The sequence below is a fragment of the Pseudescherichia sp. AS216 genome, from assembly GCF_037152055.1.
In the GTDB taxonomy this organism is placed as follows: Bacteria; Pseudomonadota; Gammaproteobacteria; order Enterobacterales; family Enterobacteriaceae; genus Pseudescherichia.
The window spans coordinates 720,698-747,282 of sequence record NZ_JBBCMV010000003.1; the positions used below are offsets into that span (position 1 = coordinate 720,698).

Below are 26,585 nucleotides of genomic sequence, written 5' to 3' on the forward strand. Positions count from 1 at the left end.
GGCCGAGGGCGCTCGCGCCAGAGATGGCGCGGCACGACCCTCTAAAACATTACCATATCCACGGCGGTAACAGCGCTTTAATAGAGGCTAAAAACGATATTTTTATTCACTTAAAACAGGATGGCCGCTAAGGGTAAGCTGCGTATGAAAATCCTGGTGCTGCAAGCGCGCCTGCGCCCCCAGCGGCAGGGTCACCGTCTGCGGCTCATGGCCAAAGGCGAGGCCGCTCACCACCGGGATCGCCAGGCGCGTGCGCAGGTAGGCTATCATCGCATCGAGATCGAACCCGGCATCGTAGTCGTTAGGCGCGCTGCGGCTGAAGCTGCCGAGGATCAGCGCTTTCTGCCGCGACAGGATGCCCGCATGCTGCAGCTGGAGCAGCATTCGCTCCACGCGGAACGGGTGCTCATTAATATCCTCGACCACCAGAATGCCGTTTTCTATGGTTGGCAGCCACGGCGTGCCAATGAGCGAGACCAGCAGCGCCAGGTTTCCCCCCCAGAGCGTCCCTTCAACGTCGCATGCCGGCCCCGTGCCTTCCCAGGTCACGCTAAAGGTCTCATTGCGCAGCGCGCGCCAGAAGTGTTCCTGCGTAAAGTCATCCAGCGCCTCCGCGCCAAAGTTAGCTGCCAGCATCGGCCCACTAAAGGTGATGACGTTATCCGTCGCCAGCAGGCCAAGCTGCACGGCGGTGAAGTCGCTGTGGCCGCAGATGAGCAGCGGCGCGTGGCGCTGGCGCTCGGCCAGTCCCTGCCAGTCGATCCCCTCCAGCAGACGGCTGGCACCGTAGCCGCCGCGAACCGGCATCACAATCGTGTTCGGCGTATCCAGCGTCACCAGGGCGTTGAGATCCGCCAGCCGCTCGGCGTCGTCACCGGCGAAGCGCCGATCGCGGCGGGTAATCACCTGCTGATTCTCTACGCGGTGGCCAGCGTCCGTAAGACGCTGGATGCCTCTGAGGGCGGCAGACTGATTAATGCAGTAGCCGGAGGGAGCGATCAGATGAATCCGGGACATGGCAAATCCTTGCTGACATTCTTAATGAAATAGTAGATGAAACGGTTATCATGCCGCGTAGGATTGTCATTGTCATCTAAACTCCCGGTAAAAGGATTGTTGGTGTGAAACTGAGATGGTTTGCTTTTTTGGTGGTGCTGCTGGCAGGGTGTAGTTCAAAACAGGATTATAAAAACCCGCCGTGGAACCCGGAGGTCCCGGTGAAACGGGCAATGCAGTGGATGCCGATCAGCGAGAAGGCGGGTGAGGCGTGGGGCGTCAGCCCGCGGCTGATAACGGCCATTATCGCCGTAGAGTCTGGCGGAAACCCGACGCTGGTGAGTAAATCCAACGCCGTGGGCCTGATGCAGCTTAAAGCCTCCACCGCCGGAAAAGAGGTTTACCGACACATGGGCTGGAGCGGGCAACCCTCGACCAGCGAGCTGAAAAACCCGGAGCGCAATATCTCTATGGGGACGGCCTACCTGAGTATTCTTGAACACGGCGTGCTTGCGGGGATTAAAGATCCGGAGGTGATGCAATACGCGCTGGTGGTCTCCTACGTCAACGGCGCAGGGGCGCTGCTGCGCACCTTCTCATCGGATCGCAAGAGGGCCATTAGCGAGATCAACGACCTGGACGCGGATGAGTTTGTCGAGCACGTTGCCGAAAATCATCCTGCGCCGCAGGCACCACGCTATATCTGGAAGGTGCAGAAAGCCATGGATGCGATGTAGATCATCGCACCTTATTGGCCCGCTCGCGCGCCTCACGCTCCAGTGAGAAGATGATCCGCTGGAGCTCGCGCTCCACCGCTGGGTTAGTATTCAGAAAGCGAAAGCTCAAACGCGGGGTGGTAACGGTATCGTTCTTGCCGTCTACCACCTTACGCTCGCTGATAGAGATCAGCTGGGCATCAAAATAGAACTGTCCCCAGCCCCCCATATCCAGCTCAATCTGCGAGAAACGCTGCCCCTCTTTCACGCCTTCCGGCGTGGCCCCTTCCAGCAGCGCGCCCATGCCGCCTACCGACAGGTCATACAGACGAAAACGCATCGGGCGTTTGTCCGGCAGCGTAGCCTTGCCAAAATAGGCCGGATGCAGCGGGGCGCTAATACGGAAGTATTCCCGGCGCTGAATAAACCATACGGAGGAGGGGAGCGGCGTAACAAACGCCGGCAGCGCCTGATAATCACTCATCTGCAAGCCGGAGACGGTAAATTCAACCTTCGCCCCTCGGGTCTCTGCGGTGATGGACAGAGTGTCGACACGCTGCACCGCTTTGTTCTCATACTCCTGGCTGCCGAGGTCCACCACCAGCCTGTCGAGATCCGCATCGAGGATCTTGCTGATGAATTGCCCGCTGCCCCAGGAAATACAGATCGGCACCTGCTCTTTGTGCAGATCGCGCAGTATGCCCAAAACGGCCAGAGGGGTTTGTTTCAGGAACTGCTCACTGTAGTTGCTCACGCCGGATGGCTCCTTGCTGACTAATAGCCCACCGTTGATTTATCGGCACGCGGGGCGGGAACTTCAGCCGTAATGTAAATTTTTTTAGCAACAAAAAAATTAATAAGTCTGTGACATTTAACCTTTTTTGGATCTATTGCCTATACTCAATTCACGGTGCAGGCGTTTGGGCCTGCAAAGTAAGCAACCATGTAAAAGGAGACAACGCAAAATGGGTATTATTGCGTGGATTATTTTTGGCCTTATTGCCGGTATTATCGCTAAGTTCATCATGCCAGGGCGCGACGGGGGTGGTTTCATCATTACCGTTATTCTGGGTATCGTTGGTGCCGTAGTCGGTGGCTGGCTGGCGACGATGTTTGGCGTTGGCGGTGACGTTACAGGCTTCAATTTACCAAGTTTCCTCGTCGCAGTAGTGGGTGCGATTGTGGTTCTGGCTATCTACCGGATGGTACGTCGGAACTAACGTTCTATGCCAGCCGGCGACCTTGCCGGCTGGCATCTCACTCATCTTACTCTATCAAAAATCATATCCCACCGTGGCAAGAACGCTGCGCTCCGCACCAAAGTAGCAGTTGTTTGTCCCATAGCAGCCCGAGATATAGTCCCGATCGCCCAGATTGCTGGCGTTAACCTGCACAAATGCGCCTTTCAACTGCGGCGACCATGCGCCAAGATCGGCCCTGACCGAGGCATCAAGCAGCGTGACCGACGGCAGCCGTGCCGTATTCGCATCATCGGCATACTGTTTGCCAATGTAGCGCACACCTGCGCCCACGCTTAACCCGTAATCAAACTGATAGTGCGCCCACAGCGAGGCCATCTGGTCCGGAGTGAGCTGCGGCGTATTAGACTCGTTGCCGTCCAGCGAATCCTCGAAGCGTAGATGATTCCACGTATAGCCAGCAATGGTGCTCAGGCGCGACGTCAGCTGGTTGCGCGCTTCAATCTCCACGCCCTGGGAGTGCACCTTCCCGGCGGGCAGGTAGGTGGCGGTAGCGATATTGATATCGCGGGTTGCCACATCTTTCTGCGTCAGGTCGTAGAGAGCAATGCTGTAGATATCCGACGTGCCCGGCGGCTGAAACTTGAGGCCAGCCTCATACTGCTCGGCGGTGGTCGGCTTCAGCAGCTTACCGTCTGCACCCGGCAGTGAGGCCGGCGTGATCGCCTGGCTGTAGCTCAGGTAGGGCGAGAGGCCGTTTTCGAACGCGTAAAGCAGTGAGGCGCGGCTGCTGACGTGGTCATCAGAGCGGCGGCTGTCGGTGCCAAAGGTGTCGCTGGCCTGCTCGGAGACGATACGGTCGTAGCGTCCAGAGAGATCCAGATGCCAGCGGTTCCACTCCATCTCGTCCTGCAGATAGGCACCCGCCTGATAATAGCGGCGATTATTGTCATCGCTATAGGTGACAGTGTAACCGTGCTGCGGCGTATAGCCGGTGAACGGGTTAAGCGGGGCGGCAGAGCCTGCGCCGGTCCAGAGATCGTTGCGGTAGCGGTGATACTCCCCGCCGAGGATTACGGTATGCGTTATCTCGCCGGTAGTAAAGTCGGCCTGCAGGCGGTTATCGGTTGACCAGGCGTCAAGAGAGCCGCGCGAGCCGCTGTAGCCTCGTGCCAGATCGTCTGAGTTAGCAATCCAGCCGGTCTGGTAGACCTGATCGAGGGCAACGTTGGCGTGGGTATAGCTGCCGCTGGAGTGTACTGACCAGACGTCGTTAAACTGGTGGTCAAACTCTACGCTATAGAGTTGCTCGCGACGGCGATAGCCATCCCCGCTCTCGCCCTCGTTGGTGCTGTTCGCCAGCCGCTTGCCGTTGTGGTCAAAGCGCGCGCCGTCCATGGGCAGCGAGCCGTGGTAGCCGCCGGAAGGATCTTTTTGCAGGTAGGCGCGGAGCAGCAGGCTGGTATCCGAGTCCGGCTGCCAGAGCAGGGACGGCGAAATGGCGTAGCGCTCTTCGCGGGTATTGTCATACTGAGTGTCGCTGCTGCGGGTCATCCCGGTCAGACGAAACGCCCACTGGTCGTTAATGGCGTCGGTGTAATCAAACGCGCCGCCCTTGGTATTCTGCGTGCCGCCGGAGAGTCGGAAGTGGCCTTCGGACTTAAACTGCGGGCGCTTCGAGGTGAGGTTGACCAGCCCACCGGGGACGCTCTGGCCATACAGCGCCGAAGAGGGACCCTTCACCACGTCGATGCGTTCGATAAACCACGGGTCGATCTGCAATACGCTGTGGCTCCCGCCATCACTCATCAGGCGCATGCCGTCGAGGAAGATGTTATCCACGTCGCCGCCGTGGAAGCCGCGTAGCGAGACGGTGTCAAAGCGCGTTGCGCCTCCGCCAAAGTTGGAATTGACGCCCGGGGTATAGCTCAGCGCCTGGTTGACGTTCATCACGCCCTGATCTTCCATCTGCTGACGGGTGACCACCGATACCGACTGGCCGGTAACAATCAGCGGCTGATCGGTTTTGGTTGCACCGCGGGTGCTCTGCACCGTGTAACCCTCGGTCGGCGCCGTGGCTGACTGCGGTGCGGTAGCGCTAACGACGACGGTATCTTCAGCCAGAACGGCATGAGGAAGGGCAATGCCCAACGCGCAAAACCAGACAGAGCGTTTTAATGTTGTTTTCATTCGCAATCCATACTCTCATAAGCGGAACGCGAATTATTATTGTTTATATTTGCGTATACAAGCTTTTTACGGGGGAGGAGTCCGCCCCGCTACCAGATTTGGTAGCGGGGCGGGGAGAGGTTTACTGCGCCACTTTCTGTGCTTCAGGCGCGCTCTGCGGAGCAGGCTGCTGCGTAGTAGATGGAGCAGTGGTAGATGGAGCAGAGTTTGATGGCGTAGAAGAGGCTGTCGCCGCAGGCTGTGCTTTCGGCACGCTGTCGCACGGCTGAGCCTTCGGACAGACCAGATCCAGCATCATCAGCGTAACGCCGTTAGTCCAGCCGAAGCCATCCTGTAGCGGATATTCGCCGCCGCCACCGCCGGTGCCGGTGCTGCTGACGTCATACTTCTCAACCAGCTTTTGTTCGCGATCGTAGGTGTGCTGGACGTTGGAAAGAAAACGCCAGGTGACATCCATCGCCAGCTTATCCTGATCGTAGTTTTGTAGACCGGTGGTGGCGACCCACTGCAACGGTGCCCAGCCATTGGGCGCGTCCCACTGCTGGCCGCTGTTGACCGTGGTGATGGCGATGCCGCCGGGCTTCAGCAGGTGAGCCTGGGTAGCGGCCGCAACCCTGGCAGCGCGATCCTTCGCCGCCGCGTTGACGTACAGCGGGAAGAGTGCCGCCGCCGTCAGCGGGCTACGTACTTTTTTGGTCTTCAGATCGTAATCCGCATACCAGCCCTCTTTGTCGTTCCACAGGTTGGCCTCCATCCCTTTCTGTCGGGCGCTGGCCATGGCGTCATACTGACTTGATTTGGCGCTGTCCCCGGCGGCCTGGCTGGCGCGGGCCAGCACTTTTTCCATCTTGAACATCAGGGCGTTAAGGTCCACCGGCACGATGCTGGTGGTGCGGATGCTGCCGAGCTGGTTAGGATCGTCCATCCAGCGCGAGCTGAAGTCCCAGCCAGATGCGGCGGCAGAGCGCAGATCGCGATAGATCTCCGTCGCCGGACGGTTTGGATTATTCTTCGCGGTAGTGACGTCATCAAGCCAGGATTCCGGACGCGGCGTATCGCGATCGTCCCAGTAGCGGTTGAGAACAGAGCCATCCTCCAGCTTCACCACGCGCTTGTTGGCCTGGCCCGGCTGCAACGTGTCTGCTCCCTCCATCCAGTAGCTATACTCTTTCTCCAGCTGCGGGCGGTAGGTTTTCAGCGCCTCGTCGCCGTTGTGGCTTGCCAGCAGTTCCACCATAAAGGCAAAGAACGGTGGCTGGGAGCGGCTGAGGTAGTAGGTGCGGTTGCCGTTAGGGATATGGCCCCAGGCATCGATTTCGTGGGCGAAGTTTGCCACCATATCTTCCACTTTATCCCAGTGGCCGCTCTCGGCCAGGCCGAGCATGGTGAAGTAGCTGTCCCAGTAGTAGATCTCGCGGAAGCGGCCGCCTGGCACTACGTAGGGCTCAGGCAGCGGCAGAAGTGAATCCCACTTGTCAGTGCGATCGGTGGTGCGGGTCAGCACCGTCCACAGGCCGTCAATGTGCTGGCGCAGCGTCTGTCCGGCAGGCGGAACGTACTTCTCGTTCTTCGCTGGCAGGGTAAAGTTCATCTCAACAAAGTGGCGCAGGTCGAAGCCGGACTGGTTACGCTGCATTCGGTAGTCGGCCAGGATCATGTAGGGATCGCTTTTCGGCACGGCGTCGGCGAAGGTTTTCTGATCGGGAAAGAGTTTAGCGGTCTGTACATCGGCAAACAGCGGGCCAAGCAGGATGTCCGGGGACTGGATCGGGGTTTGGCTCTCAGTCTCGGCGGCCAGCGCCTGTGCGGAAGTCAACGCGAGAAACGCGCCCCCTAGCGCCAGCTGCATGGCAAAAAACAGCGTCTGGGGTCGGCGCGATAAATTTATTCTCATCTATTATTCTCCTTAGCAATGAACAGCGTCCCGCTGTAATCAACCTTTGAAAACAGTAGACGAATATCCGACGCCCGGAGTACCAGAAGTAAAAATTTGCGTCCTTACAAACATTTTTTGCTAAAAAAAGCCCCGCGTGAGCAGGGCACCACCACGCCTTTAACCCTGGGGGTTGATGAGCCAGGTGCCAGGTGTAACCACCGTCAGCGTTTCGCTGCGGCGCTGGCTGCCGTTCTGTAGGGTAAACTCATACTTGCCCGCAGGCAGCTGGAGATAAGCAAAACCGCTGGGTGCGGGCGCGATCTCCTGCGGCTTGCCGTTCACCTGCAGCCTGTCGGCATCGCTCATGCGAATGTAGATCCGGGCGATGGGGCCGCTGGCGGGCGCGCTGACTACCTTCGCCTCCGGGGCCGCTACGGACTGAGTAGAGGAGGCAGCCGCCGCCGTCTCCGTATCGCTATGCGTCGAACCAAAGATCAGCGCGCCCGCAATAATGCCGACTAGCACGCCAGCCGCAATCTGTGCCGGGGTTTTAACACGCTGCCACAGGGACGCGGCGGCGGAGGGTGGCTCCTCCACGGGAACCAGCATGGTGCCGGTTTTTTTCACCGCCGGGAGCTGCCCGGTGTCGCCTACGGTAATCCCGGCCAGGGCGGCAAACTCCGCGATGCTCTGGGGACGATCCTCTGGCTTCAGCGCCAGGGCGCGATCCACCGCCTGCAGCAGCGCAGGGGAATAGCCCGGCGGTGGGTTCTCTGCCAGCGGGGCGCAGCTCTCCTGAATGCTGCGCGCGACGCTGGCGGGCGGCGGAGAGCCGGTAATCAACGTATAGAGCACCGCCCCCAGCGCATAGATGTCCGTCCACGGCCCGAGAAGGTTCTCACTGGCGTCTGCATACTGCTCAAGAGGCGTAAAGCCAGGGTTAAGTAGCCGCTTGCTGGTGTCGCTAAGCTCGCCCGTGGTGGCAGGCGCGGCGGCAACGTCAAGGAGCAGCGGCTGGCCGCTCTCCTCAATCTGAATACTCTTGAGAGAAATATTGCGGTGCAGCTCGCCCGCGTGGTGCAGAGTGGCAAGCGCGCTGCACAGCATGGGCAGCCGCTGTAAAATCCAGGCTTCGTTGATGACGTCCGGCTGCTGCTGATACAGCTCCGCCAGGGTGATGCCGTCATAGCGCGGCGTCAGGATATAGGCGGTATCGTTATGCTGCCAAAAGCGCAGGACCAGCATCAGGTTAGGATGGGTAAAGCGTGCCAGCTGGCGGGCCTGCTGGACAAACGCGTTCAGGCCAGCGGCAAAGGCAGCGCTGTCCTGTTTACTCCGCAGCACCAGACGCATCTCTTCGCCGCGCAGGCTCAGCGCGCGGGGCATATACTCCCTGACGATGACCGGACGCTCAAGTTCGCGGTCAAGGGCGTGATAGAGAATATGGGTGTGGCTGGTTTGAATAACGTCCTGGATCTCTAGCTCATCGAAACGAAAACCCGGCGGCAACGCGTCGGGTGTGCTCGGATTGTTCTCGCTGTCTGTCATTATTTGCGGATCTCTGTTCAAAACTGACGGCTATTCAGAATAGGTATTTCAGGATCACTTTTGCGTGCGCCAGGCTCCGGCTGCCGGATCCCGCAGCTGCGGATGCAGATTATCGATCAGCAGCAGCGTCAGGCTGGTGCCCGGCGTCAGAAAGGCGGACCACACTTTACGCACCTCGGTAAGCCGGGTTTGCAGACGCGCGTCGTCCAGCGCCTGATCCCGCGATACCTCTACCGCCACCGTGCCGCTGTTTTTCCAGCCGTTGAGCTGCGGATCGTAGGGCATAATCAGCCAGCTTTGGGGAGCCTGGCTGTTGCTCACCACCATGCGTTCATTATTGACGCTGGTGATCAGCAGGCTGTCGGCGTTGGCTTTATCGCTCAGGCCGCTGACCGGGAAACCGTGCACAAAGGTCATCACCGAGCGCTTTTCACCCTTCTTACCCTGCTGGATCACCTCGCTGCGGCCGTTAAGCCAGCCGCCGCGCTCGCACTTGCCGTTGGCTTTCGCGGGGATAAACAGCGCCGAGGCGTTGGCGTCACCCTGCCAGAAGGTGCGCAGATGGCAGCCATCCTGCAAGGTAAATTCAAGCCACGGTGTGCGGTCGGCCGTCGGGGAGGGCTGCTGCGCCACCGCTGCGTTGGCAGCAGACTGTGCCGCACGCGGCGTAATGACAACCGCCCATTCGCTCTCTTTGGTGGCGATGCCTTCGGCGAGCAGTTCACCTTCAGGATCGACCATCCGCCAGTTGACCTGGCCGATGGTGCTGCACTGGTTCTCCAGCAGCGCGCCGAGGCGCGGCATAAAGCTGGTAAGAATCGAGGGCGCTTTGTCACCGCTGGCAACAATGCGCAGCGGTAATTTTGCGGAACACCAGCTTTGCGGCGATTTATCGTTAACGTTGTCTATCCAGACATCCAGCTTCTGAGAGGGGGATTGGGCAATACGATAATTCCCTGCCGACACGGTTGTGGATGCTAAAAGCAATGCCAAACCCGAAAGCCAGACTTTCATAAAATTCCTTGTTAGCCAGAGTAATTAATCAATAATCCAGGTGCCGCTATCGCCTTTTTGGCATGCCTTGCTGCCGTCATCCACCGCCACGCAGGTCGCTTTTTTCGCGGCGCGCTTAGGACGGCGGCGATCGTTTTTCAGCGTCTGCTCGTAGAGGGCGCTTTTTACCATCGCACGCGGCGGCACGTAGCCAATCAGCTGCTCGTTATCCTGCTCGGCGATGGCCAGCCAGGCGTTATCCACCTCGCCGAGGACGGTATAGGTTTCACCGTTTTTCAGCTGGCCGAGAACTTTACCGCCGTAGGTAGGGGTGCTGAGAATTGAGCCGGGGTAGAGCGCCCGGTAGGCCTCGTTGACGGGCGTAAAGGTAGAGGGTGGCGAGACCGCATAGCGGTGCGTAAGCGTAACGCCATTGACCTGACTGGTCACCAGCGTATCGTCCGTCATCTTCGGCGGTGGCGCTTTACAGCCGACAACCACAGTGACCATAAGAAGAAGTAACAGGCCTCGCAATTTCATTATACCTTTCCCTGAAAAAATGATTAAACCCGACCGCCGCTGACTATTAAAGATTAATTCAGCTTAAGCATAGTCTGATGATTCTACATTGAGTTTATAACAATTCAATCGCCTTCTGATGGGGAGAGATTGTTAAATATGATGTTTAGATGCATATATTCTTATTAAAATGATTTTTGCTCGCCTCATGGGGTAGAGGGATGTATTAGTAACCGCCGCGCACGCAGCAGGTCTTGTACCAGATCAAGATCGGCACGCGTATCCACATCGCGCACAATACCGTCGTCTGCAACGGGCAGATCCTGAACGTTACCGCAGGCTCTTGCCTTTCGCACAATGGCTGCGGCACCCACGTCGCCCCGCAGCGAAGCCAAGGCATTAACGTAGTTGCGCCCGAATCCCACCGGGTGGCCCTGCTGCTGGTGAAAGCGGGGCACAACAATGGCCTGCTCTGCCAGCGCCTCTGCAACACGCCGGAGAGTTGTGGCCTGAACAAGGGGCAGATCGCCGGGCAGGATCAGCCAGCCTGCGGCCTCAGCCGTGGCCCGCACGCCCATCGCGATAGACTCCCCCATGCCGGCGGTGCCGCCCTCGGGCCGGACAAGGTGCCACGCCAGACCAGAAGCGTGCACCGCCTCAAGGGTGTGAGAGAGCACCGCTTTGCCGTCGAGCAGCGTATCAAGCTTGTGGGCTGCGCCACCCGACGCGAGAAACCGCTCGCCCCGGCCAGCCGCGAGCACAATCACTACGGGCAGAGTGGGCACCACGGGTAGCGCAGACATTACGACGACCTCTGGCCACGGGCTGCCGCCACGTCTGCCAGTACCGATAGCGCCAGCGAGCTGGCATCCCGTGCCTGGGGAAAGATACCGATTGGTGCTTTGATCCGCGCAATCTCGTCGGGATGGAACCCGCGCTCGGTCAAGGCGCGGATCCGTTTTTCATGCGTGCGTCGACTGCCCAGCGCGCCGATGTAAAAGGGCGCGGCGGCGAGGGCGGTGCTTAGCAGAGGCAGCTCCCGATCGAGATCGTGCCAGAGAAAGATCACTGCCGTATAGGCATCGATCAGGCCAGACAGGGTCCGCAGCCGGGAGCCGTCGTCGATGTGAACATCGTATCCTGCCGTCTCGGCGAGCTTCGCCGTCATCTCGGCCTCAACGGAGCGGCCAAAGATAATCACCCGCGTCGCGGGGCGGTAGCGGATAACAAACTCCTCCTCTTGCCAGCCGGTCTCTTTATCAGGCGCGTCAACGTCCAGCGTCTGGGTGCGGGGCCTGTAGCGCAGCGCCGGAGCATGACGTCGCTCCAGCGCCGACAGCACCGCCAGCAGAGGACGTGCCGAGCGTAGCGGGTGAATGCTGAGCGTGATCCCGCCCCCGCAGGGCAGGACAATATCAAACCAGGGCGATCCCTCTCCGTAGATTACCGTGCGATCCGCGCCGGACTTGATCGCCTCCAGCCCCTCCCAGGCCGCAGCAGCCTCAACGCAGCCACCGGAGACGAAGCCGCAGTAGAGACCGTCCTCACGAACGGCCATCTGCGCCCCGAGGGGACGCGCCGCACCGCCGCGGATTTCCGTCAGGACGATCAGCGCTGCCGCCATGCCGGAGGCCAGCGCCTGCGCCGCGAAGCGCAGCACCGCCACGTTGTCGTCGGTTAAGAACGCCCGCTGCGGCGTCGCAGCGGGTTCGCTCTCGGTTACAGGGAAAACCGGTTGTGATGGAGCCAAATGTGGCAGCACGTCTCTCTCCTATATCGCTTCCGGCAGGCCGTTCAGCAGCTTGTCGAGCGTAATAGGGTAGTCGCGTACCCGCACGCCGGTGGCGTTGTAGATCGCATTGGCAATGGCGGCGCTGACGCCGCACAGCCCCAGCTCGCCGACCCCCTTGGCTTTCATCGGGGAAGAAACCGGATCGGTATCGTCAAGGAAGATCACCTCCTGCACCGGGATATCGGCATGGACCGGCACCTCATAGGCGGCGAGATCGTGATTGACGAAGTAGCCCAGCCGGGTATCCACCGCCAGCTCCTCCATTAATGCCGCGCCGAGGCCCATGGTCATCGCCCCGATCACCTGGCTGCGCGCCGTTTTCGGGTTGAGGATCCGGCCGGCGGCGCAGACGGCCAGCATTCGGCGCACCCGCACCTCTCCGGTGGCGATATCCACGCCGACCTCGACAAAGTGTCCGGCAAAGGTGGACTGCTGGTACTTCTCCTGCAGGTCGCCAAACTCGATAGTGTCTTCAGCGCTGAGCGTCCCGGCTGCGGCGGCATCGGTGAGCGGAGCGCTGCGGCCATCCGCGCTGACGTTGCCATCGGCAAAGACCGCATTTTGCGGATCAAACCCAAGCTTGTTTGCCACCGCTTCGCGCAGCTTAACGCAGGCAGCATAGACGCCTGCCGTGGAGCTGTTGGCCCCCCACTGGCCGCCCGAGCCGGCAGAGACCGGGAAGGTTGAATCCCCCAGTTGCACCAACACCTTCTCCAGCGGCAGGCCCAGCATTTCAGCTGCCGTCTGGGCAATAATGGTGTAGCTGCCGGTGCCGATATCGGTCATGTCGGTCTCAACGGTGAGCGTACCCTCGGCATCAAGATGCACCCGCGCCCCGGAGGTCATCACCAGGTTATTACGGAAACCGGCGGCGACCCCCATGCCCACCAGCCAGCGGCCGTCGCGGATCTGCCCCGGCGTCGGGTGACGGCGCTGCCAGCCAAAGTGTTGAGCGCCGGTACGCAGGCACTCCACCAGCTGGCGGCGGGAGAAAGGGCGATCCGGATTGGTGGGGTCGACCTGGGTATCGTTCAGAATGCGGAACTCCACCGGATCGACGCCTGCCTTCTCGGCGATCTCGTCGATAGCTATCTCCAGCACCATCATGCCCGGCGCTTCCCCTGGGGCGCGCATCGCGTTCCCCTCGGGCAGATCCAGCTCCGCCAGCCGCAGACCAGTGTGGCGGTTCGCGCCGGCATAGAGAAAGTTTGTCTGCTGCACGGCGGTCTCTGGCTCGCCTTCCGGCAGGTTGCCGGACCAGCTCTCATGGGCGATGGCGGTAATATGCCCGGCTTCGTCGGTGCCAATCCGCACCTGCTGGATGGTGGCTGGGCGGTGAGTGGTATTGTTAGGGATCAGCGGTCGGGAGAGCATCACCTTTACCGGGCGCTTCGCTGCCCGAGCGCCCAGCGCGGCCAGCAGGGCATCGCTGCGCAAGAACAGCTTGCCGCCAAAGCCGCCGCCGATGTAGGGCGACAGCACGCGGATGTTCTCTTTCGGCATATTCAGCGTTAGCGCGAGGTCGGAGCGGCACCAGTCAATCATCTGGTTAGAGGTCCAGACGGTAAGCTTATCCCCCTCCCAGACCGCCATAGAGGCGTGCGGCTCCATCGCCATATGGCTCTGATCCGGCGTGGTATAGGTCGCGTCGAGCTTGACCGGAGACGAGGCAAAGGCGGTAGCAAAATCGCCGGTCACGCTGTCCGGCTGATCCTTCTGCGGAGCGGTGACGCTGGGTTTAACTTCCGCTAAATCGTATTCGCCCCGATCCCGCTGGTAATCTACCTCGATCAGCGACGCTGCCGCACGCGCCTGCTCGAAGGACTCCGCGACGACTACGGCGATGGCCTGGTGATAGTGCTGGATCTCCGGGCCGCCGAGCAGAATGGCGGTATTCTTTTCACCTTTGCCGAGTTTTCCCGCATTGTCGGCGGTGACCACAGCCAGCACGCCGGGCGCACTGCGGGCGGCCTGAATATCAATACTGCTAATTCGCCCTTTGGCGATCCCCGCCCCGAGCACGTAGCCGTAGGCCGCGTTGGGCACTTTGTCATGCCACTCGTAGGCATAGTGCGCGGTGCCGGTAGTTTTTAGCGGGCCATCGATGCGATCGTGTGGGCGGCCGACCACCTTCATTTGATCGATAGGGTTTTCCGTGGCTGGATTATCAAATTTCATCGCTTTATGCCCTCGCTTCTGCCAGCACCGAGGCGATAGTGCGCTTCGCCAGGGTTAATTTAAATGCGTTCTCATGGGTTGGCTGGGCCTCGGCAAACAGCCGGTCATAGACCGCCTGCGCACCCTGAGCCACCGCCGCATCGGCATCGTCCCGACGCCAGGGCTGATGAGCTACGCCCCCCAGCGCGATCCGGCCGCTGCCGTCCTGCTGCACGATGGCGGCGACGGAGACCAGCGCGAAGGCGTAGGAGGCCCGATCCCGCACTTTGCGGTAGATATGGCTCCCGCCCACCGGCGCTGGCAGGGTGACGGCGGTGATCAGCTCCCCAGCTGCGAGGTCTGTCTCAATATGCGGCGTCGTACCCGGCGCACGGTAAAATTGGGCGATAGGGATCGCTCGCGTTTGACCATCCGGGCGCACCGTCTCTACCACTGCATCAAGCAGGCGCATGGCGACGGCCATGTCGCTGGGATGAGTAGCGATGCAGGCTTTGCTGGTGCCCACTACCGCATGCTGGCGGCTGAACCCCTCCAGCGCCGCGCAGCCGCTGCCGGGAAGACGCTTGTTGCAGGGCTGGTTAGTGTCGTAGAAGTAGGGGCAGCGGGTGCGCTGAAGCAGGTTACCCGCCGTGGTGGCCTGGTTACGCAGCTGCCCAGACGCACCGGCCAGCAGGGCCCGGGAGAGCACGGCGTAGTCGCGACGCACCCGCTCATCGGCTGCCAGATCGGTATTACGCACCAGAGCACCGATGCGCAGGCCGCCTTCGGAAGTCTGTTCAATCTTATCCAGCGCCAGGCTGTTAATATCAATAAGGTGCAGCGGAGCCTCGATCTCCAGCTTCATGAGATCGAGCAGGTTAGTCCCGCCCGCGATAAATTTGGCGTGGGGGGTGCGCCCGGCGCTGGCTGCCGCTTCCGCCGGGGTGTTGACGCGCTCATAGGTAAACGCCTTCATGATTTCAGCCCTCCGGCAACGTCATCAATGGCGGCGAGGATATTGCTGTAGGCCCCGCAGCGGCAGATATTGCCGCTCATCCGCTCGCGGATCTCATCTGGCGTGGCCTGTGGAGAGGAGACCAGATCTACGGTCACATGGCTGGGAATACCTGCTTCAATCTCTTTTAGCACCGCCACCGACGAGCAGATCTGCCCTGGCGTACAGTAGCCGCATTGAAAGCCATCGTGTTTCACAAAGGCGGCCTGCATCGGGTGCAGGTTATCCGGCGTGCCCAGTCCTTCAATGGTGGTGATCTCGGCATCCTGGTGCATCACGGCCAGAGTCAGACAGGCGTTGATTCGGCGACCGTCAACGATAACGGTGCAGGCCCCGCACTGGCCGTGATCGCACCCTTTTTTACTGCCGGTGAGGTGCAGATGTTCGCGCAGGGCGTCGAGCAGGGTGGTGCGCGTATCCAGTTCAAGCTGATGAACTTCACCGTTGACCTTGAACGAGACCGGCATCGTTTCAGGCGGTGGCGTTACCGGAGACTCCCCCGCGCCGATCGCAACGGAGGGTGAAATGGCCGCCGCTGCCGCAGACGCCGCGCTGGCCTTGATCAGCACCCTACGGGTTACGCTGAAATCGTACGGCCCTCTGTCCGCTTCGTTGCTCTGATTGCTCATAATTGCCTCCACATCTATAGCGTTATTTTTATACGTGCGATAAATAATAGTAGGCGGTGAAACGGGGATTACCCTCGCTTTTTGCATATGCTACTGAGCCGAGGGCATTAATGAGGCAGAGAGAGAGGTATTATTGCCTTGGCAAGCCAGCGTGAAGCCGCCCCGATTTTTTCAGGATCCGTACCGCACCGCAGGCCAGTAAAATCAGCACGATGAGGCCTGCGGAGATTATCCAGCCACGGGCGTCGGCGTGAAGTGCCCGGGCGGCCAGCAGCACCAGCATGAGCAGGGTCATACAGAGGGTGGTGTACTCCTTCACTACTACTCGCCGCCAGTTAAAGGCAAAGGTTCGCAGCGTCTTGCCTAATCCCCTCAGGCGCGGCAGCAGGCGCGGCGTACGTGCGCAGTAGTGTCGGTAGTCGTCGCCAAAGCGCCCCAGCAGATAGTGTTCTTCCGCAGCAATGATGCAGGCGTAGCCCAGAAAAAAGAGCGGCATCGCGATCGTCAGATACCACGAGTTATTGGCGGCAACGCCGAAGCCAATAATCATCAACAGATTGCCCAGGTAGAGGGGATTACGACAGTGGGCAAACAGCCCGGTCTGCACCAGGCTGTCGGCATACACTTTACGCTGGCGTCCACCGCGTACGATATAGTCCAGCCCGACGGTCAGGACCCGGATGCCCTGTCCGAGCAGGGCAACGGCAGCACCGGCAATCAGCATGGCAATGGCAGCCTGGCTGACCTGCTGCTGGCCTACAAACAGCGTCAGGTAGAGCAGCGGAAAGAGCACGTTGCGGGTACGAAAAAGAAAGTTGCCAATGGTGATCCTCATTTTATTGCCACCATTGCGCAGAAGTTATACCAGCGGAAGAAGACCTCTACGCTGCGAAAGCCGGTGTCGGTGAGCATCTGCCGATTTTCGCCTTCGCTATAGGGGATCAGCACGTTCTCCAGCGCCTCGCGCTTCTGGCCGATCTCCAGCTCGCTGTAGCCGTGGCGACGCTTCATAGCGTAGTAATAGTTGATAAAGCGCCTGTTGAGATCCGGCGAGTCGCAGACCACCTTCTCTACCAGAATCAGCGCGCCGCCGGGGTTGAGCCCCTCGTAGATAGATGACAGGAGCTTTCGGCGGTGCAGAGGGCGGACAAACATCAGCGTCAGGATCATCGCCACCACCGAGGCGTTATCTAACGTCATCCTCTCTTTGAGATCCTGACAAAGGAAATGCGTCTCACGTGCAGAATTTAGCTGGGCGAATTTGTCCCGGCACTTCTCCAGCATATCCGGCGAATTGTCGATGCCGGTAAAGGCGATACTCTGCGGCAGCACGCCGTCCAGCAAGGCGAGGGTAGTGCCGGTGGCGCACCCCAGATCGTAAAGCTGACTCCCTTTGGTAGCGTACTCTGCCGCCAGCTCGCCCACCATGCGCTGAATTTCCTGATAGAAGGGCACGGAGCGGTCGACCATGTTGTCAAACACGCCCGCCACCTGGCTATCAAAGCGAAAATCTTCCGCACTCTTCTCTACAGCAAAAACCTTATCCTGACCCATAACGACTCCAGTGAGATATATCGAAAATCAATACATGAAACCAGATGCATTCACGTTACAAATGATTGATTTCATTAGGTATTTAAGTGAAGGTTATAGGCTTTACGAGGACAGTTCTAGTTGAGATGTATTGCAAAGTGTTGTTATTGATACAAGCCTGCGTAAAGTTTGGTGATGATTTAAGCACAGCGCTTGCTGGGCAAAAAAACGGCGGTAGAATAGGCTAACTCCCGCCGCTTTTTACTTCCCTACAGGTGCCATGATCGCTCTCAAAACAGTTTGTCTGAGTTTGCTGTGTATTATCCTACTCTCTCTTGTTGCCAGCATCGCCCAGGCCGTCAGCCAGCGCGACGCAAAGGCCAGTGAGGGGTGGTGGTCTGCCCGCCGCGATTCATCCGGCATCGCGCCCGATCCGGTTAAGTTTGCCCGACTGGCAATCGTCCAGGTCTATGCCGCCCCCACTTACGGCTGGAAAGGGGCGGTGGCCGTGCATCCATGGATCATCTTCAAGCGTGCCGGGGAGACCCACTACAGCCGCTACGAGGTCATCAGCTGGGGCAGCGGCGACAAGGTGCGCCGTAACAGCAACCTCGCGGATGGCTACTGGTACGGCTCCAGGCCGCGCCTGCTGGTGGATCGCCGGGGGCCGGAAGCCGAAGCACTGATCCCGCAGATTAAAGCGGCAATTGCCTCTTACCCATGGCCGACCACCTATCATGCGTGGCCGGGCCCCAACAGCAACACCTTCATTGCTCATATTGGACGAGAAGTGCCTGACCTGAGGCTCGATCTGCCTGCTAACGCAGTAGGGAAAGACTATCGTCCGCTCTATCGGCCCATCGGCTTGCCGCCGTCGGGGCGCGGCCTGCAAATCTCGCTGCTGGGCGTGGCGGGAGTGACTCTGGGGGCCGAGGAGGGGTTCGAGCTTAACGTTCTCGGGCTTAACGTCGGTCTCGACTTTACGCCTCTGCGTCTACGACTGCCGTTTATCGGCGGCGTAGGGTCGGATAATTTGCAGGAGCAGTAAAAACCCACGCGAACGTGGGTTTAGGACGACTTACTCGCTCGCTACCTGCGCCTGCAGGTGCTTGCTGCGTTTCTGCTTGCGCAGCTTATCGATCAGGCGGTGCGCCTCGGCATGCGTCGCCACCGCCGGTGAGGAGCCGCTGAGCGGCTTCTGGGCCGTCTCGCGCAGGGTCAGGACCGTAATCAGGCCGATAATCCCCGCACCCATCATGTAGTAGGCAGGCATCATCACGTTGTGAGTGGTGTCCACCAGCCAGGCGGTGACCAGCGGCGTGGTACCACCGAACAGCGAGACCGACAGGTTGAAGCCAATCGCCAGCGCGCTGTAGCGGATATCGGTAACGAACAGGGCCGGGAGCGTCGCAGGCATGGTGCCGCTAAAGCAGGTGTGCAGCACGCCAAGAATAACCAGCCCGCCAAATACCGCCAGCATATTGCCGGAGCCGATCAGCATAAAGCTCGGGATCGCCAGCAGGATCAGCCCGGCAGCGCCGAGGGCGATGACCGGACGACGGCCGATGCGATCGGTCCAGTAGCCCCATGCAAGGGTTAACGGCATCATCACAAACATGATCACCATCACCAGCAGCAGGCCGGTCAGCTCGCTCATGCCCAGCACGCTGGTCAGGTAGCTTGGCATGTAGGAGGTCAGCATGTAGTTCGAGACGTTGAATACCAGCACCAGGCCGATGCACTTCAGGATCTGCTTGCGATGTTTGTTCAGCATCTGGATCAGGCTAAGCTGTGGCTTGCTGTGCTCCAGCGCCTCTTGCTTATCCATGTGATCTTTAAATGCCGGTGTCTCCTCAAGCTTAAGACGAATGTAGAGGCCAAACAGCCCCAGCGGCGCAGCGAGAAAGAACGGAATACGCCATCCCCAGGAGTGCATCGCCTCGGTAGGCAGAACCGCGATCATAATCGTCACGAGGCTGGCACCCAGCAGATAGCCCCCGAGGGTACCGAACTCCAGGAAGCTGCCCATAAATCCGCGGCGTTTATCGGTGGAGTACTCTGCGATAAAGGTTGCTGCACCACCATATTCGCCCCCTGTGGAGAAGCCCTGCACCAGACGCGCCACCAGCAGCAGGATCGGTGCGGCGATGCCAATGCTGTCATAGTCGGGGATCAGGCCGATGCTGAACGTACCGATCGACATCATGATCATCGTTAAGGCCAGGATCTTCTGGCGACCAAAGCGATCCCCCAGCGGGCCGAAGACCATCCCACCGATAGGGCGTACCAGGAAGGCGGCGGCGAAGGTGCCGAAAGAGGCGATCAGCTGTGCGGTACTGCTGGCACCCGGGAAGAAGACCTGGCCGATGATCACGGCCAGATAGCTGTAGACCCCGAAGTCGAACCACTCCATGGTGTTACCGAGCGCGGCTGCGCCGACGGCCTTTTTAAGCAGGCCGCTATCGATAACGGTGATATCGTCTACGGTTAACTCGTTGCTTGTTGAAGCGTTATTCTGGTGCTGGTTTAACGTCGTTCCGTTGCTCATAAACTCCCCATGAGTGTGGATGGCGCAACCTTATAGCTTTCGCAGCCGTAAAACCCAATTCAAAGGAAATGAAAGCTATAAGATGCAGATAATGATGGTTCGCCACGTTTAGCGGCGGGGGTACACCATAAATAAAATAGTCGACGGGTGCAACTTTTTGGCGGGATAAGCTGCTTTTCTCTGAAATGGTGGCGATATCAGCTTAATCTGAACGGTGTGGTAGCAATAAATAAACCCCCTAAACTACAGGGAATATTATTTCGCCTGCTAACGATCTATTTAATTGCGGGCATTAGCACTATCATGGGGCAACCCTTTTTTATATTTTTCTGTAGTGATGACTATCTCAATGAACCCCCAGCGGCAAGCCGATCTTCTCCTTATTATGGTCACCCTTATCGCCGCCTGCGGCTGGATTTTTTCCCGTGAGGGGATCTCTGGAATGCCGGTTTTTGCCTTTTTAGGGCTACGTTTTGGCTGTGCCGCTCTGGTTCTGCTGCCGTTCTGCCGAGGCCAGCGCATTGCGCGTGAACAGATCGTAAGAGTGCTTATCAGCGGGGGCTGGATGGCGCTGACTATGTGCCTGTGGATCTACTCTGTTTCAACCACTCCCTCGATCGGCGAAGGCGCATTTATCATGAGCCTGTCGATGCTGTTCGTGCCGCTGGTGGCATGGGGGATGATGAAGGTCCGGCCCGCGCGTGCCTACTGGGAGTGTCTGCCGCTGGCCTTTGTGGGACTGGGGCTGCTCAGCTTACAGTTCCCGATATCGTTTCACGCCAGCCAGGGGTGGTTTTTGTTGACTGCCGTGGTGCAGTCGATCTCTTTCTGCTACACCAGCCGCTGCGCCAGAGAAGTGCCGCTGCTGCCGCTGACGGCGGTGCAGCTGGGGATGACCGGCGTAGTGGGTTTAGTACTGTCAGGGCTGACAGAGACGTGGACTCAGCCGTTCACCGCGACCACCGCGATGTGGTTGCTTGCCAGCATCCTGATCGCCACCAGCCTGCGCTTCGGCCTTCAGCTTCAGGGGCAGAAGCATGCCGCCGTCGCCAATGCGGCAATTATCATGGTTCTCGAGCCACTATTAACGGTGATTGCGGCGGCAATCTGGTACGGAGAGAAGCTGCCGATGCAGAAGATCACCGGCGGAATACTGATTTTGGTGGCCCAGCTGTGGTTTAGATGGCGGATGGTGGTGCGGTCGTAAGAGGGGACAGGGTGAGTAAAAGATGGTGTAGGGTGGTAGGCCAGGATAAGCCGTCGCTCTGATACCGCACCTCGCCGAAGCTGCCGTACTGGCCGCTCCAGCAGAGGTTGCCCTGTTCATCCGTGACGTCCAGCGGGGCACCGTTCAGGTCGGTGCTGAACCAGCAGATGTCGCCCTGGCTGTCATTCCTGAGATGGTCGATACGCGCCAGCGGACTGTAGGCTTCATGCGTGTCGTAAATATAAGTAATGCACAGCCCCGCGTCCTGCAACAGGAAGCGGGTTTACCCAATCGGATAGACGTAATTGAATGTTATAAAAATGCTGTTTCACCACTACCAATTTTCTTCACATCAAGCCCTTTAAATTTGATACCAATCCCGTGTTCCTGATCTAAATCGGTCGAGAACATGAACCCAAATTCATTCTCCTCATCTGGAGAAACATAAACTTTCATCAATATTAAGTTTTTTGCAGCTGCACCATATACACGCTTACTATATACTTGGGTTTCAGTTGCGATTTTTTCGAAGAAATCTTTCTGTTTCTTAATAAGAAAATCGATGTCTTTTTTCATTTTTTCATCGACCGAATCAGAGTCCAGGTTTATGCACTGGATGAAAGAAGGGCCAAATACCGATAATGCTAAATCGACTGAAACACCTTCATCGTCTTCATAAAAATCCAGCTCCAATGACATTTCGCCTCCTATTTTAATTGCAATTCAATGATTTGGCAGTTTTCTTGGCTTCAGCAGACTCGTACTTAATCCCATGATGTTTTTCGAATTGGCTTACAGAACCTGAATGCGGAAAGGAAACTTCATGCGCGCTAGTTTCTACAAGCTGCATTGTGGAAGTATTCGTCATAGGCTCGTAATCATTCAAATGGTGCCAAGTATAATTTTCCGGATGTGATTTTTCAGTGATATTACCTGAATCATTTACATATCCAGTAATGTCATTAGCTGCCTTGAAATCACCATATCTGCTGCCAGTCATCTTAATTTTAACGATACTTTCTCCATGTGGATATAAAGCATCACTGCCTGAAAAATCCACCCCTGGGTATCGTGAAAGACCAGTATAATCAATCCATCCCAGTGGATTCGGCGCATACTGATAAAGATTCAGCCCTCCCGCCAGCCCCACCGGGTCCTGCACCGTGAAGCGTCCCACCTGCGGGTCGTAATACCTGAACAGATTATAATGCAGCCCCGTCTCGCTGTCGGCGTACTGTCCGGCATAGCGCAGCGGCTGATGGTGCAGGGTTCCGTTCTGCAACAGCCGTGAGAAGCCGTCGCTCTGATACCGCACTTCACCGAAGCTGCCGTACTGGCCGCTCCAGCGGATATGTATTTTAAATATTTAGGTTGCCATTAATTAATTTCATAATTTTTGGTTTCCAGTCAATGTGCCATCCTTCTTCCATAGCAGTACTATAGTTTTTAATTACATATAAGTCATTGCTATCATTGTTAGATGAAAAACATTGTTCAGTACTTATAACAAGCCATTTTAGAAGATTGGTAACCTCATCTTCATCTACATCCTCTTTAAGGCATATGCCACATTTATCTATAAGGTCGGCTAATAAATGCTCATCAAAGAATCCCTCTTCAAATAAATAATGGCAAAAGGTTCCATAAATTAAATCATTTTTATTATTAAGTATATCTTTTTTTATTTCTTCATTCATGTTAGCACCCGGGCCCTTTTCTTTTTTCGGTTTTGATTGATTTCTTTTCATTGTAAGAACCATCCAGATTAAACACACCTTTGGACCTATTCAATGATGAAAAGGTTTCATAATGATCTTTGTGTAAATTGTCTAAATAAAAATAATCGCCTTTTTTAAAGGTTACTTGTTCAATTTTAACTTTGCTAGATACTTTGTAAATTTCCGCCCCTTGGTATTTTTTTCCTGTAGTGTCGGCAGCATCACCGATAATTTCAAGGAAACTCCATCCCCACGGATCAATCCACCCCAGTGGATTCGGCGCATACTGGTAAAGATTCAGCCCACCCGCCAGCCCAATCGGGTCCTGTACCGTGAATCGTCCCACCTGCGGGTCGTAATACCTGAACAGATTATAGTGCAGCCTCGTTTCGCTGTCGGCGTACTGTCCGGCGTAGCGCAGCGGCTGAGGGTCCGGGGTGATAGCCTGCAACAGTCGTGAGAAGCCGGCGCTCTGATACCGCACCTCGCCGAAGCTGCCGTACTGGCCGCTCCAGCGGATATGGCTCTATCATTGAGCGACTTTATCGTTACTCGGTTGAGGCCAATACTAAACCATAAGGTATTGCCTATTCACTTGTTATATATGTGTGATCTACCATGATGCTGTTTCGATCCCATATTCGCTCGCAAATATGACAAACCCTTTGCTTAAGTCTTTATTAATAAAAATCTTTTCATCTGTATGATTTGTTAATTTATTTTGATACCAGAAAAAATCTAAATTATTCTTTACGGAGTTATAAGGCAAAGATAAGAAGAAGATGTTACTATCCGTTTTTATCATTAAAGTCACGAAATCTTGGCCCGAAATTTTAGCGAGGAAACTTTCAAAAAGTACCTTCTCAGACTCAATGTCAAAATGATTTTTTCTAAGCTTAAGTTTGTCGTGAGATTTATCAACAACTTCTTGATAGGTTATATGACAGCAGTTAATATCTTTTCCTTGCAGATTCGTCTCAAGTATAATAGTCTTTATGAGTGTTTTTAGCTCACTATTTCTTTTTGCTTCCTTCAGCTTGTTTTTTAGATCTATGGACATTTCTTTTTGCCTCTCATGTCTGTAATGCCCCTTTTTTCTTCAGGAATATGCCCGACGTGTTGATTGTATCTAATATTTTTTTCTAACGGGTTACCATGAAGATCATCTGCAGTATGTAAGTGTGGGCCTCGGCCAAATTTATCCTCTTCATGCATTATTATGTACTTTTTGACACCATTGTCATCAAATTCCCAAACAGTACGGTTTTCATACTTATTGTCAAAAACTTTTGTAGAAACAGGTATGTTAGTATTTTTTGGTATAGCTAGCTGTCTTTTGGCTGCTCGAAATTGAGATTTGAATGTAATAGGAGAATCGTTCAATCCCCATGGATCAATCCACCCCAGCGGATTCGGCGCATACTGATAAAGATTCAGCCCACCCGCCAGCCCAACCGGGTCCTGCACCGTGAACCGTCCCACCTGGGGGTCGTAATACCTGAACAGGTTGTAATGCAGCCCCGTTTCGCTGTCGGCGTACTGTCCGGCGTAGCGCAGCGGCTGAGGGTCCGGGGTGGTAGCCTGCAACAGCCGTGAGAAGCCGTCGCTCTGATACCGCACCTCGCCGAAGCTGCCGTACTGGCCGCTCCAGCAGAGGTTGCCCTGTTCATCCGTGACGTCCAGCGGGGCACCGTTCAGGTCGGTGCTGAACCAGCAGATATCGCCCTGGCTGTCGTCCCTGAGATGGTCGATACGCGCCAGCGGGCTGTAGGCTTCGTTCGGGTCGTAAACATAGGTCCGGCAGCGATCTTTTTGCTGCTCCTGCAGCAGGCGATAACCCTGCCACAGGAAGCGGGTCTCTGACGTGCCGCGCTGCGTGGTGACGGTTTTTCGGGTCCGACGGCCCAGGGCGTCATAGTGATACTGTGCTGTAAACCTGCCTTCCGGGCCGGTGCCTTCTGCCTTTATCAGCCGGTTTTCCGCATCATAGACATAATGCTGATCGCCCGTGCCGCTGCGGCGGCTGACAAGATTACCCCAGGTATCATATTCCATTACCCGGTGCTGCCAGTGCAGCAGGCGGTTACCGGTGACCGGCAGGGCAGGCAGGTTATCATCCGGCAGCAGGTTACCGGCGGCGTCATAGCGAAAATGTGCGGTGCTGTGCCCCCGACGGGCTTCATAATGTTTCAGCAGGCGGCCTTCGGCGTCGTAACCGTACTGTATCTCACCCCGCAGGGTGTCGCTGACGCCTGCCAGCTCGCCGCGTCCGGTATAGCGATAAAGACGCTCCAGCATCGCCTGTTCCGGCAGCGTGACGTCTGTGCTCAGCGCGCTGCGTTGCAGGCTGCGTCTGCCGAGTCTGTCATACTCCCGCTGCTGGGTGCGTACTCCCTGGCTGCGTTCGGTTTCCCGGTGCAGGCGGTCGCGGGTGAAGTCGCTGATGGTCTGCTGGTTAAAGCGGACGGCGCTGACGTGGCCGGAGCCGTAATGCAGCCATGACAGCCGCTGCCCGCCGGGAAGGGTGAGGGCGGTCAGGTTACCCAGCGCGTCACAGACATAGTGCAGCTCACCGTTGACACCCTGTTCACCGAGCAGCTTTCCCGCAGCGTCATAGGTAAACTGAATCTCATCCTCACTGACACCCCGTGCCATGCCGTCGGCTGTTGGCGTGCGCAGCAGGCCGGTAAGTTGCCCGTTCTGGTTACGCCGGTAGCGGTATCCGGCATCACGGGTGGTCCGTGCAGTAAGCAGGCCGCTGTCGTCATAGCCGAACTGCTGCCACCGGAGGCCAGCCCCGCCGTCGGCGGCAGGGCTGCCGCGCTCTTCAAGGGCAGTGAGAAAACCCCGCGCGTCCCACTGCATCAGCCGTGACGTCTCATCCGGCCGGATCTCGCTCAGTGGGTGGCCCGTGGCGTCATAAGTAAAGCGGTATTCAGCGCCGTTGTCGTTCTCCAGCCGTAACAGATTGCCACGCGGATCGTAGTGCCAGCGGCGGGTATGCCCGGTACGGTCGGTGAAGCTGACGGGCAGGCCCAGGACGTTATACGCCTGGCGCACCTCGCTCTCCAGCGGATCGCGCCAGCCCGTGAGCTGTCCGCGTCTGTTCCATATCAGCGTTTCCTGGCTGCCGTCGGGGTGAATAACGCCGCTGAGCTGCCCGGCCGCGTTCCATTCCCGGCGGGTGATGTGACCTTCGGCATCCTCGCTGCGGACAAGCTGCCCGAAACGATCGTACTCAAACCGCGTGACGCTGCCGGCGCAGTCGGTGCGGCCTGTCAGCAGTCCCTGATGGTTCCACTGCAGCTGAACCACGCCGCCGGAGGCATCGGTGACGCTGTCCGCCAGAGGATCGCTGTCGTCCGGGTAGTGGTATGTGGTGCGGTGTCCACCGGGATCGGTTTCAGACTCCAGCCGCCCCCGCAGATCATATGCCGCCTGCGAGGCGGTCTGGTCAGGATAAACGATGCGGGTCAGGCAGCCGGTCTGGCGGTACCAGTGGTACGCTGTGGTCCGTCCTTCCGGGTCGGTCTCCTGCATCAGGCGTCCGTACCTGTCCCATACGCTGCGGCGAATGGCTCCGCCGGGAAGAATGACGTCTGTGAGCTCCCCGTCGCGGTAGACAAAGGCGGTACGGCGTCCGTCAAAATCCGTATAGCTGGCGACGTTGTCATCGTCATCAACCAGCCAGTGCGCCTGTGCACCATCGTCCCGGATGACCCGGCGTCTGCCGCTCTCAACGTCATAATCCAGCGTCAGCTGTTCGCCGCCGCTGTGCCGGAAGGTCACCACGCGGGGCAGGCCTGCAAGGGTCTGCCAGCGGTACTCGCTGAGCAGGCCGTTTGCATCCTCATGGGCAGTCATCAGGCCATCCTGCCAGCAAAACCGTCTGCGCACGCTACCGCCCCGGCCCGTCACGGTGACGAGCTGGCCCTCAGCGTCATAAGCA

General features: G+C 57.7%; 23 protein-coding genes and 3 pseudogenes. 4 read left to right on the top strand and 22 right to left on the bottom strand.

The genetic code is table 11. The features are described from left to right. Positions 1 to 102: 102 nt before the first annotated feature. Positions 103 to 1,017 (bottom strand): muramoyltetrapeptide carboxypeptidase, encoded by a 915-nt coding sequence (ldcA, locus tag WFN61_RS12720; protein WP_313572923.1) that lies wholly within the window; start codon positions 1,015 to 1,017, stop codon positions 103 to 105. Positions 1,018 to 1,121: 104 nt separating this feature from the next. Between ldcA and emtA the strand changes: the two genes are divergently transcribed. Continuing rightward, positions 1,122 to 1,733, top strand: a complete 612-nt coding sequence (gene emtA / locus WFN61_RS12725; protein ID WP_313572922.1) for a membrane-bound lytic murein transglycosylase EmtA — start codon at positions 1,122 to 1,124, stop codon at positions 1,731 to 1,733. Between the two features lies 1 nt (position 1,734). On the opposite strand, the gene ycgR is transcribed toward emtA, so the two are convergent. Then, entirely contained in the window at positions 1,735 to 2,466 is a 732-nt protein-coding gene (ycgR, locus tag WFN61_RS12730; RefSeq protein WP_312283069.1) for a flagellar brake protein YcgR, read from the bottom strand. A gap of 211 nt (positions 2,467 to 2,677) precedes the next feature. Here ycgR and WFN61_RS12735 point away from each other — a divergent pair, with 211 nt between their 5' ends. Then, complete coding sequence (locus WFN61_RS12735; RefSeq protein WP_042391252.1) at positions 2,678 to 2,932, top strand: GlsB/YeaQ/YmgE family stress response membrane protein; 255 nt, start codon at positions 2,678 to 2,680, stop codon at positions 2,930 to 2,932. A 54-nt stretch (positions 2,933 to 2,986) separates the two neighbouring features. Here WFN61_RS12735 and WFN61_RS12740 read toward each other — a convergent pair whose 3' ends face one another. The 12 genes from WFN61_RS12740 to cmoA all read right to left on the bottom strand — a co-directional run bounded on the left by WFN61_RS12740 (position 2,987) and on the right by cmoA (position 17,184). Then, entirely contained in the window at positions 2,987 to 5,101 is a 2,115-nt protein-coding gene (locus tag WFN61_RS12740) for a TonB-dependent siderophore receptor (protein ID WP_313572921.1), read from the bottom strand. A gap of 121 nt (positions 5,102 to 5,222) precedes the next feature. Continuing rightward, complete coding sequence (locus tag WFN61_RS12745; protein WP_337038733.1) at positions 5,223 to 6,995, bottom strand: alpha,alpha-trehalase; 1,773 nt, start codon at positions 6,993 to 6,995, stop codon at positions 5,223 to 5,225. Between the two features lie 159 nt (positions 6,996 to 7,154). Next, positions 7,155 to 8,525: a protein kinase domain-containing protein gene (locus WFN61_RS12750; RefSeq protein ID WP_337038734.1), complete on the bottom strand. Its 1,371-nt coding sequence runs from the start codon at positions 8,523 to 8,525 to the stop codon at positions 7,155 to 7,157. Between the two features lie 54 nt (positions 8,526 to 8,579). Then, complete coding sequence (locus tag WFN61_RS12755) at positions 8,580 to 9,539, bottom strand: hypothetical protein (protein ID WP_312235654.1); 960 nt, start codon at positions 9,537 to 9,539, stop codon at positions 8,580 to 8,582. Between the two features lie 24 nt (positions 9,540 to 9,563). Then, positions 9,564 to 10,058, bottom strand: a complete 495-nt coding sequence (locus WFN61_RS12760; protein WP_144818715.1) for an SH3 domain-containing protein — start codon at positions 10,056 to 10,058, stop codon at positions 9,564 to 9,566. Between the two features lie 185 nt (positions 10,059 to 10,243). Further along, on the bottom strand, positions 10,244 to 10,840 hold the full coding sequence (locus WFN61_RS12765) for a nucleotidyltransferase family protein (protein WP_337038735.1): 597 nt from the start codon (positions 10,838 to 10,840) through the stop codon (positions 10,244 to 10,246). Further along, positions 10,840 to 11,799 (bottom strand): XdhC family protein, encoded by a 960-nt coding sequence (locus WFN61_RS12770; RefSeq protein WP_409455639.1) that lies wholly within the window; start codon positions 11,797 to 11,799, stop codon positions 10,840 to 10,842. The genes WFN61_RS12765 and WFN61_RS12770 overlap by 1 nt, the downstream gene beginning before the upstream one ends. Positions 11,800 to 11,808: 9 nt before the next feature. Continuing rightward, on the bottom strand, positions 11,809 to 14,007 hold the full coding sequence (paoC, locus tag WFN61_RS12775; RefSeq protein ID WP_337038736.1) for an aldehyde oxidoreductase molybdenum-binding subunit PaoC: 2,199 nt from the start codon (positions 14,005 to 14,007) through the stop codon (positions 11,809 to 11,811). A gap of 4 nt (positions 14,008 to 14,011) precedes the next feature. Then, positions 14,012 to 14,962: an FAD binding domain-containing protein gene (locus WFN61_RS12780; RefSeq protein WP_257757874.1), complete on the bottom strand. Its 951-nt coding sequence runs from the start codon at positions 14,960 to 14,962 to the stop codon at positions 14,012 to 14,014. Then, entirely contained in the window at positions 14,959 to 15,630 is a 672-nt protein-coding gene (paoA, locus tag WFN61_RS12785) for an aldehyde dehydrogenase iron-sulfur subunit PaoA (protein ID WP_144818723.1), read from the bottom strand. The genes WFN61_RS12780 and paoA overlap by 4 nt, the downstream gene beginning before the upstream one ends. 130 nt (positions 15,631 to 15,760) lie before the next feature. Continuing rightward, the gene (locus WFN61_RS12790) at positions 15,761 to 16,465 is read right to left on the bottom strand and encodes a methyltransferase family protein (protein WP_337038737.1); all 705 of its coding nucleotides are present in this window, start codon (positions 16,463 to 16,465) and stop codon (positions 15,761 to 15,763) included. After that, positions 16,462 to 17,184 (bottom strand): carboxy-S-adenosyl-L-methionine synthase CmoA, encoded by a 723-nt coding sequence (cmoA, locus tag WFN61_RS12795; RefSeq protein ID WP_337038738.1) that lies wholly within the window; start codon positions 17,182 to 17,184, stop codon positions 16,462 to 16,464. The genes WFN61_RS12790 and cmoA overlap by 4 nt, the downstream gene beginning before the upstream one ends. 259 nt (positions 17,185 to 17,443) lie before the next feature. On the opposite strand from cmoA, the gene WFN61_RS12800 reads away from it, so the two are divergent. Further along, the gene (locus tag WFN61_RS12800) at positions 17,444 to 18,211 is read left to right on the top strand and encodes a DUF3750 domain-containing protein (protein ID WP_144818743.1); all 768 of its coding nucleotides are present in this window, start codon (positions 17,444 to 17,446) and stop codon (positions 18,209 to 18,211) included. 30 nt (positions 18,212 to 18,241) lie between these two features. Here WFN61_RS12800 and proP read toward each other — a convergent pair whose 3' ends face one another. Then, entirely contained in the window at positions 18,242 to 19,711 is a 1,470-nt protein-coding gene (proP, locus tag WFN61_RS12805) for a glycine betaine/L-proline transporter ProP (protein ID WP_144818745.1), read from the bottom strand. Positions 19,712 to 20,060: 349 nt separating this feature from the next. On the opposite strand from proP, the gene WFN61_RS12810 reads away from it, so the two are divergent. Next, positions 20,061 to 20,918, top strand: a complete 858-nt coding sequence (locus WFN61_RS12810; RefSeq protein WP_144818771.1) for a DMT family transporter — start codon at positions 20,061 to 20,063, stop codon at positions 20,916 to 20,918. A 43-nt stretch (positions 20,919 to 20,961) separates the two neighbouring features. On the opposite strand, the pseudogene WFN61_RS12815 reads toward WFN61_RS12810, so the two are convergent. From WFN61_RS12815 to WFN61_RS12845, 7 genes and pseudogenes are all read right to left on the bottom strand, one after another. Then, positions 20,962 to 21,186: pseudogene (locus tag WFN61_RS12815) on the bottom strand (RHS domain-containing protein); the annotation flags it as partial. Positions 21,187 to 21,230: 44 nt separating this feature from the next. Further along, on the bottom strand, positions 21,231 to 21,617 hold the full coding sequence (locus WFN61_RS12820; protein ID WP_337038740.1) for a hypothetical protein: 387 nt from the start codon (positions 21,615 to 21,617) through the stop codon (positions 21,231 to 21,233). Positions 21,618 to 21,630: 13 nt separating this feature from the next. Then, positions 21,631 to 22,269, bottom strand: a pseudogene (locus WFN61_RS12825) (RHS repeat-associated core domain-containing protein); the annotation flags it as partial. Between the two features lie 7 nt (positions 22,270 to 22,276). After that, a complete protein-coding gene (locus tag WFN61_RS12830) occupies positions 22,277 to 22,615 on the bottom strand; it encodes a hypothetical protein (RefSeq protein WP_312274442.1) in 339 nt (112 codons plus the stop codon). A gap of 268 nt (positions 22,616 to 22,883) precedes the next feature. Continuing rightward, a pseudogene (locus WFN61_RS12835) lies at positions 22,884 to 23,224 on the bottom strand (RHS repeat-associated core domain-containing protein); the annotation flags it as partial. 25 nt (positions 23,225 to 23,249) lie between these two features. Continuing rightward, a complete protein-coding gene (locus WFN61_RS12840; protein WP_337038741.1) occupies positions 23,250 to 23,696 on the bottom strand; it encodes a hypothetical protein in 447 nt (148 codons plus the stop codon). Continuing rightward, the coding region (locus tag WFN61_RS12845; protein ID WP_337038742.1) for an RHS repeat-associated core domain-containing protein at positions 23,687 to 26,585 on the bottom strand (2,899 nt) is incomplete at its 5' end. The genes WFN61_RS12845 and WFN61_RS12840, both read right to left, overlap by 10 nt.

Bases quoted from the DNA above. Each gene is read 5' to 3' on its own strand.
- WFN61_RS12830 (WP_312274442.1), bottom strand. From the start codon at position 22,615: ATGAATGAAGAAATAAAAAAAGATATACTTAATAATAAAAATGATTTA.
- cmoA (WP_337038738.1), bottom strand. From the start codon at position 17,184: ATGGGTCAGGATAAGGTTTTTGCTGTAGAGAAGAGTGCGGAAGATTTT.
- WFN61_RS12760 (WP_144818715.1), bottom strand. From the start codon at position 10,058: ATGAAATTGCGAGGCCTGTTACTTCTTCTTATGGTCACTGTGGTTGTC.
- WFN61_RS12755 (WP_312235654.1), bottom strand. From the start codon at position 9,539: ATGAAAGTCTGGCTTTCGGGTTTGGCATTGCTTTTAGCATCCACAACC.
- WFN61_RS12820 (WP_337038740.1), bottom strand. From the start codon at position 21,617: ATGTCATTGGAGCTGGATTTTTATGAAGACGATGAAGGTGTTTCAGTC.
- WFN61_RS12810 (WP_144818771.1), top strand. From the start codon at position 20,061: ATGAACCCCCAGCGGCAAGCCGATCTTCTCCTTATTATGGTCACCCTT.
- paoC (WP_337038736.1), bottom strand. From the start codon at position 14,007: ATGAAATTTGATAATCCAGCCACGGAAAACCCTATCGATCAAATGAAG.
- paoA (WP_144818723.1), bottom strand. From the start codon at position 15,630: ATGAGCAATCAGAGCAACGAAGCGGACAGAGGGCCGTACGATTTCAGC.
- WFN61_RS12780 (WP_257757874.1), bottom strand. From the start codon at position 14,962: ATGAAGGCGTTTACCTATGAGCGCGTCAACACCCCGGCGGAAGCGGCA.
- WFN61_RS12840 (WP_337038741.1), bottom strand. From the start codon at position 23,696: ATGTCCATAGATCTAAAAAACAAGCTGAAGGAAGCAAAAAGAAATAGT.
- WFN61_RS12740 (WP_313572921.1), bottom strand. From the start codon at position 5,101: ATGAAAACAACATTAAAACGCTCTGTCTGGTTTTGCGCGTTGGGCATT.
- WFN61_RS12765 (WP_337038735.1), bottom strand. From the start codon at position 10,840: ATGTCTGCGCTACCCGTGGTGCCCACTCTGCCCGTAGTGATTGTGCTC.
- WFN61_RS12790 (WP_337038737.1), bottom strand. From the start codon at position 16,465: ATGAGGATCACCATTGGCAACTTTCTTTTTCGTACCCGCAACGTGCTC.
- proP (WP_144818745.1), bottom strand. From the start codon at position 19,711: ATGAGCAACGGAACGACGTTAAACCAGCACCAGAATAACGCTTCAACA.
- ldcA (WP_313572923.1), bottom strand. From the start codon at position 1,017: ATGTCCCGGATTCATCTGATCGCTCCCTCCGGCTACTGCATTAATCAG.
- WFN61_RS12735 (WP_042391252.1), top strand. From the start codon at position 2,678: ATGGGTATTATTGCGTGGATTATTTTTGGCCTTATTGCCGGTATTATC.
- WFN61_RS12800 (WP_144818743.1), top strand. From the start codon at position 17,444: ATGATCGCTCTCAAAACAGTTTGTCTGAGTTTGCTGTGTATTATCCTA.
- WFN61_RS12745 (WP_337038733.1), bottom strand. From the start codon at position 6,995: ATGAGAATAAATTTATCGCGCCGACCCCAGACGCTGTTTTTTGCCATG.
- WFN61_RS12750 (WP_337038734.1), bottom strand. From the start codon at position 8,525: ATGACAGACAGCGAGAACAATCCGAGCACACCCGACGCGTTGCCGCCG.